Below are 9754 nucleotides of genomic sequence, written 5' to 3'. Positions count from 1 at the left end.
GACCTGACGGGTGGGGGCGGCGCGGGCTGAGGCCGCCCGTACTCTGTCCCGTTATGAAGCGTGCTGGTTGTCTGATTCTCGCCGTCGCACCCGTGGCCACGGCGGCCGTTTTTCTTTTCGGGACCGGCGGCTCCGGCTCGGGGGGCTCACAGGACGACAAGGGCCCTCGGGTGTCCGCTGCCCCGAGCCGGGGAGCCGGTGCGTCGTCGGCCTCGGAACGGGCGAAGGAAGACGCCCTGGTCGCCAAGCTCCCGCCCGGTCTCGCCGCTCCCGGCAAGAAGGAGCTCGCCCAGCAGATCGTGGCGACCGCCGAGAACTCCACGCTCGACTGGCGCGGACAGTACGACTACATCGAGGACATCGGCGACGGCCGCGGCTACACGGCGGGCATCATCGGCTTCACCACCGGCACCCACGACCTGCTCACGCTCGTCGAGCGCTACACGAAGTCCCACCCGGACAACGGCCTCGCCCGCTATCTGCCCGCCCTGCGGGAGGTCGACGGCACCGGCTCCCACGAGGGCCTGGACCCCGGCTTCCCGGAGGCCTGGGTGAAGGAGGCGCAGAAGGCCGAGTTCCGCAAGGCCCAGGACGCACACCGGGACGAGATCTACTTCGAACCGGCGGTGCGCCTGGCGAAGCTCGACGGGCTCGGCACGCTCGGCCAGTTCATCTACTACGACGCGATGGTGCTGCACGGCCCCGGCACGGGACCGCGCGGCTTCTACGGCCTGCGCGAGGCGGCCATGGCCGAGGCCGACACGCCTGCCGAGGGCGGCAAGGAGAAGGCGTACCTGGACATCTTCCTGGACGTCCGCCGCAAGGCCATGAAGTACAAGCGGCCGGACCGCGACACGTCGCGTATCGACACGGCGCAGCGCCGGTTCCTCTACGACGGCAACCTGGACCTGGACACGCCGCTGGTGTGGCAGATGTACGGGGAGACGTTCCGGGTGCCGTAGCCGTTCGATCTTTCCCCCACCCCGCCCCTTCCCGTAACTGGGGCTGCGCCCCAGACCCCGGATCGGCCTTGACGGCCTCGTCCTCAAGCGCCGGACGGGCTGATTAGGGGGCTGGCCCCCTGGTTACGGGTGCCAGACGCGCCACGGCGCCCGCCCAGCGTCCGGTCGGGGACAGGGGCAGGCGCCGCAGGGTGTTCCGTACGCCTTTGTACGGGACGTCTTGTGATGGGTCGTCAGACCATCAGTGCGCGGTCCGTCGGACGGATCGGCGCAGGCAGGTCGCTCGCCCCCGTCAGGAAGCGGTCGACACCGCGGGCGGCCGAGCGGCCCTCCGCGATCGCCCACACGATGAGCGACTGACCACGACCTGCGTCACCGGCGACGAACACGCCGGGGACGTTGGTCTGGAAGTCGGCGTCGCGGGCGACGTTGCCGCGCTCGTCGAGCTCCAGACCGAGCTGCTCGACCAGGCCGTTCTCGCGGTCGGTGCCGGTGAAGCCCATGGCCAGCGTGACGAGCTGGGCGGGAATCTTCCGCTCGGTGCCCGGCTTCTGGGTCAGCTTGCCGTCGACGAACTCGACCTCGACGAGGTGCAGCCACTGGACGTTGCCGTCCTCGTCGCCCTCGAAGTGGGTGGTCGAGACGGAGTAGACCCGCTCGCCGCCCTCCTCGTGCGCGGAGGTGACCTTGTAGAGCATCGGGAAGGTCGGCCAGGGCTGGGCGACCGGGTTCCGCTCCTCGTTCGGGCGGGGCATGATCTCCAGCTGCGTGACGGAGGCCGCGCCCTGGCGGTGGGCGGTGCCGACGCAGTCCGCGCCGGTGTCGCCGCCGCCAATGACGACGACGTGCTTGCCCTCGGCCGAGATCGGGGGCGCCACGAAGTCGCCCTCCTGGACCTTGTTGGCCAGGGGCAGGTACTCCATCGCCTGGTAGACGCCCTTGAGCTCGCGGCCGGGGACCGGCAGGTCGCGGGCCGTCGTGGCGCCCGCCGCGATGACAACGGCGTCGTACCGCTTGCGCAGCGCGCTGCCCGGCATGTCGCGGCCGATCTCGATGCCGGTACGGAACTTCGTACCCTCCGCGCGCATCTGCTCGATGCGGCGGTTGATGTGGCGCTTCTCCATCTTGAACTCGGGGATGCCGTAGCGGAGCAGACCGCCGATGCGGTCCGCGCGCTCGTACACCGCGACCGTGTGACCCGCCCGGGTCAGCTGCTGGGCGGCGGCCAGGCCAGCCGGGCCCGAGCCGATCACGGCGACGGTCTTGCCCGACAGGCGCTCGGGGGCCTGCGGCGCGACCGAGCCGCTGTCCCACGCCTTGTCGATGATCGAGACCTCGACGTTCTTGATGGTGACGGCGGGCTGGTTGATGCCGAGCACGCACGCCGACTCGCACGGAGCGGGGCACAGGCGGCCCGTGAACTCCGGGAAGTTGTTCGTGGCGTGCAGCCGCTCGGACGCGTTCTGCCAGTCCTCGCGGTACGCGTAGTCGTTCCACTCGGGGATCAGGTTCCCCAGCGGACAGCCGTTGTGGCAGAACGGGATGCCGCAGTCCATGCAGCGCGACGCCTGCTTGGAGATGATCGGCAGCAGCGAGCCGGGGACGTAGACCTCGTTCCAGTCCTTGACGCGCTCGTTCACCGGGCGGGACTTGGCGACCTCACGGCCGTGGTTCAGAAAGCCCTTGGGGTCAGCCATTGATCGCCGCCTCCATCATCTTGTCGGTGATCTCGGACTCGGAGAGCCCGGCTCGCTCGGCGGCGTCCTTGGCGGCGAGCACTGCCTTGTACGTGCTGGGAATGATCTTGCTGAAGCGGTCCACGGCCGTGTCCCACTCGGCAAGGAGCTTCTCGGCGACGGTCGAGCCCGTCTCCTCCTGGTGGCGGCGCACCACGTCGTGCAGCCACTGCTTGTCGGCGTCGTCGAGGGCCTCGATGGACTCGAGGTTGCCGACGTTCACGTTGTTGCGGTCCAGGTCGATCACGTACGCGACACCGCCGGACATGCCCGCCGCGAAGTTGCGGCCGGTCTCGCCGAGGACGACCGCGCGGCCACCGGTCATGTACTCGCAGCCGTGGTCGCCCACGCCCTCGGAGACGACGGTGGCGCCGGAGTTGCGGACGCAGAACCGCTCACCGGTGCGGCCGCGCAGGAACATCTCGCCGCTGGTCGCGCCGTACGCGATGGTGTTGCCCGCGATCGTCGAGTACTCGGCGAGGTGGTCGGCGGCCCGGTCCGGGCGGACGATCACGCGGCCGCCGGACAGGCCCTTGCCGACGTAGTCGTTGGCGTCGCCCTCGAGGCGCAGCGTGACACCGCGCGGGACGAAGGCACCGAACGACTGGCCCGCGGAGCCGGTGAAGGTGATGTCGATGGTGTCGTCGGGCAGGCCCGCGCCACCGAACTTCTTCGTCACCTCGTGGCCGAGCATGGTGCCGACCGTGCGGTTGATGTTGCGGATGGCGACCTGAGCGCGCACCGGCTGGGCGTCGTTCGCGGAGTCCACGGCGAGCGCGTCGGCGGCGAGCTTGATCAGCTCGTTGTCGAGCGCCTTCTCCAGGCCGTGGTCCTGCGCGATCAGCTGGTGGCGCACCGCGCCCTCGGGCAGCTCCGGCACGTGGAAGAGCGGGGCGAGGTCCAGGCCCTGCGCCTTCCAGTGGTCGATCGCCCGCGTGACGTCGAGCGCCTCGGCGTGGCCGACGGCCTCCTCGATGGAGCGGAAGCCCAGCTCAGCGAGGAGCTCGCGGACCTCCTCGGCGATGAACTCGAAGAAGTTCACGACGTACTCGGCCTTGCCGGAGAACCGGTCACGCAGGGTCGGGTTCTGCGTGGCGATACCGACGGGGCAGGTGTCCAGGTGGCAGACGCGCATCATGACGCAGCCGGAGACGACGAGCGGCGCGGTCGCGAAACCGAACTCCTCGGCGCCGAGCAGCGCGGCGATGACGACGTCGCGGCCGGTCTTCAGCTGACCGTCGGTCTGCACGACGATGCGGTCGCGCAGGCCGTTGAGCAGCAGCGTCTGCTGGGTCTCGGCGAGGCCGAGCTCCCAGGGGCCGCCCGCGTGCTTCAGGGACGTCAGCGGGGACGCACCCGTACCACCGTCGTGACCCGAGATCAGGACCACGTCCGCGTGCGCCTTGGAGACACCAGCGGCGACCGTGCCGACGCCGACCTCCGACACCAGCTTCACGTGAATCCGCGCCTGCGGGTTCGCGTTCTTGAGGTCGTGGATCAGCTGAGCCAGGTCCTCGATGGAGTAGATGTCGTGGTGCGGCGGCGGGGAGATCAGGCCGACTCCGGGGGTGCTGTGCCGGGTCTTGGCCACCCACGGGTACACCTTGTGGCCGGGCAGCTGGCCGCCCTCGCCGGGCTTGGCGCCCTGGGCCATCTTGATCTGGATGTCGTCGGCGTTGACCAGGTACTCCGAGGTCACACCGAAGCGGCCGGACGCGACCTGCTTGATCGACGAACGGCGCGCAGGGTCGTACAGGCGCTCCGGGTCCTCGCCGCCCTCACCGGTGTTGGACTTGCCGCCCAGCTGGTTCATGGCGATGGCGAGGGTCTCGTGCGCCTCCTTGGAGATGGAGCCGTACGACATGGCGCCCGTCGAGAACCGCTTGACGATCTCCGAGACCGGCTCGACCTCCTCGACCGGGATCGAGGGGCGGTCGGACGTGAAGCCGAACAGGCCGCGCAGCGTCATCAGACGCTCCGACTGCTCGTTCACGCGGTCCGTGTACTTCTTGAAGATGTCGTAGCGGCGCGTGCGCGTGGCGTGCTGCAGGCGGAAGACCGTCTCCGGGTCGAACAGGTGCGGCTCGCCCTCGCGGCGCCACTGGTACTCGCCGCCGATCTCCAGCGCGCGGTGCGCCGGGGCGATGCCGGAAGCCGGGTACGCCTTGGCGTGGCGGGCGGCGACCTCCTCGGCGATGACGTCGATGCCCACGCCGCCGATCTTGGACGCGGTGCCGTTGAAGTACTTCTCGACGAAGGCCTCGTCGAGACCGACGGCCTCGAAGACCTGCGCGCCGCGGTAGGAGGCGACGGTCGAGATGCCCATCTTGGACATGACCTTCAGCACGCCCTTGCCCAGGGCGTAGATCAGGTTGCGGATGGCCTTCTCGGGCTCGATGCCGGGGAGGAACGTTCCCGCCCGGACGAGGTCCTCGACGGACTCCATCGCCAGGTACGGGTTGACGGCCGCGGCACCGTAGCCGATGAGCAGCGCGACGTGGTGGACCTCGCGGACGTCGCCGGCCTCGACCAGCAGACCCACCTGGGTGCGCTGCTTGGTGCGGATGAGGTGGTGGTGGACGGCCGCGGTGAGCAGCAGCGACGGGATCGGCGCGTGCTCGGCGTCCGAGTGGCGGTCCGACAGGACGATCAGGCGAGCGCCGTTGTCGATCGCGGCGTCGGCCTCGGCGCAGATCTCCTCGATCCGCGCGGCCAGCGCGTCACCGCCGCCGGAGACCCGGTACAGGCCGGACAGGGTGGCGGCCTTCATACCGGGCATGTCGCCGTCGGCGTTGATGTGGATGAGCTTGGCCAGCTCGTCGTTGTCGATCACCGGGAAGGGCAGCGTGACCGACCGGCAGGAGGCCGCGGTCGGCTCCAGCAGGTTGCCGCCCGGGCCCAGGGACGAGTGCAGCGAGGTGACGAGCTCCTCGCGGATGGCGTCCAGCGGCGGGTTGGTGACCTGCGCGAACAGCTGGGTGAAGTAGTCGAAGAGCAGCCGCGGGCGCTCGGACAGGGCCGCGATCGGGCTGTCCGTGCCCATGGAGCCGATCGGCTCGGCGCCGGCCTTGGCCATCGGCGCGAGGATGACGCGCAGCTCCTCCTCGGTGTAGCCGAAGGTCTGCTGGCGGCGGGTGACCGAGGCGTGCGTGTGCACGATGTGCTCGCGCTCGGGCAGGTCCTCGAGCTCGATGATCCCGGCCTCGAGCCAGTCCTGGTACGGGTGCTCGGCGGCGAGGCCGGCCTTGATCTCGTCGTCCTCGATGATGCGGTGCTCGGCGGTGTCGACGAGGAACATCTTGCCGGGCTGCAGACGGCCCTTGCGGACGACCTTGGACGGGTCGATGTCGAGGACGCCGACCTCGGAGCCGAGGACGACGAGGCCGTCGTCGGTGACCCAGTAGCGGCCCGGGCGCAGACCGTTGCGGTCGAGGACCGCGCCGACCTGGGTGCCGTCGGTGAAGGTGACGCAGGCGGGGCCGTCCCAGGGCTCCATCAGCGTGGAGTGGTACTGGTAGAAGGCGCGGCGGGCCGGGTCCATCGAGTCGTGGTTCTCCCACGCCTCGGGGATCATCATCAGCACGCTGTGCGGCAGCGACCGGCCGCCGAGGTGCAGCAGCTCCAGGACCTCGTCGAAGGACGCCGAGTCGGACGCGTCGGGCGTACAGATCGGGAAGATCCGCTCGAGCTCCTTGTCGCCGAACAGGTCGGAGACCAGCTGCGACTCACGGGCCTGCATCCAGTTGCGGTTGCCCTTGACCGTGTTGATCTCGCCGTTGTGCGCGACGAAGCGGTACGGGTGGGCGAGCGGCCAGCTCGGGAAGGTGTTCGTCGAGAACCGGGAGTGCACGAGCGCGACCGCGGAGGCGAAGCGGCGGTCGGACAGGTCCGGGAAGAAGGGCTCCAGCTGGCCGGTGGTCAGCATGCCCTTGTAGACGATGGTGCGGGCGGAGAGCGACGGGAAGTACACGCCGGCCTCGCGCTCGGCGCGCTTGCGCAGCACGAAGGCCTTGCGGTCGAGGGCGATACCCGTGGAAGGCACAGCGGCGCCGTCGGTGACGAAGATCTGGCGGAAGGCCGGCATCGTCGAGCGGGCGGTGGCGCCGAGCAGCTCGGGGGCGACCGGGACCTCGCGCCAGCCCAGGACGGTCAGGCCCTCCTCGGCGGCGATGGCCTCGATCTGCGCGACGACGGCGGCGTTGTCCTCGAGGGGCAGGAAGGCGATACCGGCCGCGTACGCGCCGGCGGCGGGCAGCTCGAAGTCGACGACCTCGCGGAAGAAGGCGTCCGGGACCTGGGAGAGGATTCCGGCGCCGTCGCCGGAGTCGGGCTCGGAGCCGGTGGCGCCGCGGTGCTCCAGGTTCCGCAGAACCGTGAGCGCCTGCTCGACCAGCGTGTGGCTCGCCTCGCCGGTGAGGGTCGCCACGAAGCCGACGCCGCAGGCGTCATGCTCATTGCGCGGGTCGTACATACCCTGCGCGGCAGGGCGTGCATCCATGTGCGACCAGGCGGACCCGTCGGTCGCGGAATGCAGGGACGGCTGGCGCGGCGTACGCATCGGCTCTCCCGTCGTCGTCGTGGCATATAGCAGGTGCCGAGGGACGACGTTGGCCCTCTGCAAAATTTCACGCAGGTTACATGATGGAGCGGCTCTCGGAAACCGGATAGCTCGTTCCAGCATGCGGACATCGCTGGTCAGCGATGGAGGGGGACCAATACGGACAAGATCCGCGCTGTCGGCCCAGGCAGGCGGGCGTCCTTGCCCGCAAGTGCTTACGGCTCATGCCCAGCGGTTAAAGAGCTGAAACCACGAGGTAACGACTATTTATGCAGTCCCCTGTATAGGGCCTCATCCTAGAGCCGTACCAAACAGATTACCCAGGACGTACGTCACACCTGCGGCGGCGCCGCCCAGGGCCAGCTGCCGCAGCCCGCTGAACCACCAGCTACGGGCCGTGACCTTCGCCACGACGGCCCCGCAGAGGAACAGCCCGAGCAGGGCCAGGACCAGCGCGGGCCACAGGGTGGTGGCCCCGAGCAGGTACGGCAGCACCGGCAGCAGGGCGCCCAGCGCGAAGGACCCGAAGGACGAGACGGCGGCGACCGTGGGCGAGGGCAGATCGCCCGGGTCGATGCCGAGCTCCTCGCGCGCGTGTATCTCCAGGGCCTGCTCGGGGTCCTTCGACAGCTGTCGGGCGACCTCGTGGGCCAGCCCCGGCTCGACGCCGCGCGACACGTAGAGCTCCGCGAGCTCCTTTTCCTCGTCCTTCGGGTGCTTCCGCAGCTCTCGGCGCTCTACGTCGAGTTCGGCCTCGACGAGCTCGCGCTGCGAGGCGACGGAGGTGTACTCGCCCGCGGCCATCGAGAAGGCGCCGGCGGCCAGTCCGGCGAGTCCCGTGAGGACGATGGTCCCCGGCGCCACTGCCCCTCCGGCGACACCGGTGATCAGGGCCAGATTGGACACGAGGCCGTCCATCGCGCCGAAGACGGCGGGGCGCAGCCAGCCACCGTTGACGTCACGGTGGGTGTGGTTGTCGCGGTGCGCCTCGTGCAGTGCCGCTTCGGTCTCGATGATGGACATCAGTGTCGTGCCCCCTCTTTGCGCCTGACCCGGCGCCGCTTTCGCGGAGCTGGTCGATCGCCGTCGTGGTCCCTCAATGGGTGGTCGCGGTGTTCGGCCCTTCAGGCCGTCACCCGCCTTAAACACCCTCGAAAGTACGCGCGGAAAATCGACCTCGCCAGCAAGGAAGGCCGTACTTACCTGCGGTTTTACGGCAGTTGTGGGGGTGGCCGAGGCCCCGTCGAGTGCCGCTGACGCTCATCGGTACCGGCTCGCGCACAGATGTCGAAGGGGTGACGCTGGGGCTCCTGGGCTCCTGCCCGCCTCCTGGCGTGGCACAGATCCAGGAAAGGACCGGCGGCAGCGTCGCGTGCCGGTCCGGCCGGTCCTGGACGGGCCGGCGCACAGGACGGAACTGCGACCGCACACCGCAGACCCGCAGACCCGCAGAGAGGCCCGCATGGCGTCCATTGCCCGTATTCCATCGGTCCCGGCACCGGGTGGGGCGGCAGAGCTCCGTGAGCGGGGGCGCGGTGCGCTGCTCGGCCTCGCCGTCGGCGACGCGCTGGGCGCGCCCGCGGAGAACATGAAGCCGTCCCAGATCCGCCGCCGCTGGGGCCGCATCACGGGCTACGTCGCCGAGCGTCCGTCGGGCACGGACGACACCGAGTACGCGATCTTCTCCGGGCTGCTTCTCGCGCGGTACGGCTCCGGGCTCAAGGTGGCGCACGTGGAGGCGGCCTGGCACCAGTGGATCGCCGACCGGGACGAGGGTCCGTTCAAGGGGGCCGGCTTCAGCGAGCGCGGCACGCTGGAGAACCTCCGGCGGGGGCTCGCGGCCCCCATCTCCGCGCAGCACCGGCATGCGTGGAGCGACGGCCTCGCGATGCGCGCCGCGCCGTTCGGCGTCTTCGCCGCGGGCCGCCCCGCCGAGGCGGCTAGGCTCGTCGCGATCGACGGCTCGGTCAGCCATGACGGGGAGGGCATCTACGGCGGCCAGGCCGTGGCCGCGGGCGTCGCGGCGGCCATGGCGGGTGCACCCACGGTGGCTGTCGTGGCGTCCGCGCTCTCCGTCGTGCCCGACGACTCCTGGACGGCCCGCTCCCTGCGCCGTGCCGTGGCCGTCGCACACCGCGGCGAACGGGCGGTGCGCCGGGCCGTCGTCATCGGCGGCTATCCCTGGACCGATCTAGCCCCGGAGGCCGTGGCGCTCGCCTTCGGCGCGTATGCGGCGGCCGACGGCGCGTTCGTCCAGGCGGTGCTGACCGCGGTCAACATGGGGCGCGACGCCGACACCACGGCGGCCGTCGCGGGCGCCCTGGCCGGGGCCACCTGCGGCTTCTCGGCGATCCCCGCCGACTGGGCCATCGCCATCGGCCCGGCCAGGGGGACGTGCCTGCCGTCGATGAAGGGCCACCACGTCCTGGAGGTCGCGGACCTGCTGACACCGGAGGACCACCCCGGCGGGCGGCCGGGGGCCGGGGCGGGGCGGTGGC

The 9754-nt window shown here is 70.5% G+C and carries 5 protein-coding genes; 2 read left to right on the top strand and 3 right to left on the bottom strand.

Going from position 1 to position 9754, the window contains the following annotated elements:
• Positions 1-53: 53 nt before the first annotated feature.
• Complete coding sequence (locus tag STSP_RS29675; protein ID WP_067284091.1) at positions 54-962, top strand: chitosanase; 909 nt, start codon at positions 54-56, stop codon at positions 960-962.
• Positions 963-1195: 233 nt separating this feature from the next.
• On the opposite strand, the gene STSP_RS29670 is transcribed toward STSP_RS29675, so the two are convergent.
• The 3 genes from STSP_RS29670 to STSP_RS29660 all read right to left on the bottom strand — a co-directional run bounded on the left by STSP_RS29670 (position 1196) and on the right by STSP_RS29660 (position 8279).
• Positions 1196-2659: a glutamate synthase subunit beta gene (locus STSP_RS29670; protein ID WP_067284090.1), complete on the bottom strand. Its 1464-nt coding sequence runs from the start codon at positions 2657-2659 to the stop codon at positions 1196-1198.
• Positions 2652-7256, bottom strand: coding sequence for a glutamate synthase large subunit (gltB, locus tag STSP_RS29665; RefSeq protein WP_067284089.1), 4605 nt, complete (start codon positions 7254-7256; stop codon positions 2652-2654). The genes STSP_RS29670 and gltB overlap by 8 nt, the downstream gene beginning before the upstream one ends.
• Positions 7257-7547: 291 nt before the next feature.
• The gene (locus STSP_RS29660; protein ID WP_067284088.1) at positions 7548-8279 is read right to left on the bottom strand and encodes a VIT1/CCC1 transporter family protein; all 732 of its coding nucleotides are present in this window, start codon (positions 8277-8279) and stop codon (positions 7548-7550) included.
• A gap of 439 nt (positions 8280-8718) precedes the next feature.
• On the opposite strand from STSP_RS29660, the gene STSP_RS29655 reads away from it, so the two are divergent.
• Positions 8719-9754: ADP-ribosylglycohydrolase family protein (locus STSP_RS29655; protein ID WP_067284092.1), on the top strand; the 1036-nt coding region annotated here is incomplete at its 3' end.

It is taken from the genome of Streptomyces jeddahensis (genome assembly GCF_001642995.1).
In the GTDB taxonomy this organism is placed as follows: domain Bacteria; phylum Actinomycetota; class Actinomycetes; order Streptomycetales; family Streptomycetaceae; genus Streptomyces; species Streptomyces jeddahensis.
Note: the sequence above shows the minus strand (reverse complement) of the source record. Positions and strands in the feature narration are given on the sequence as shown.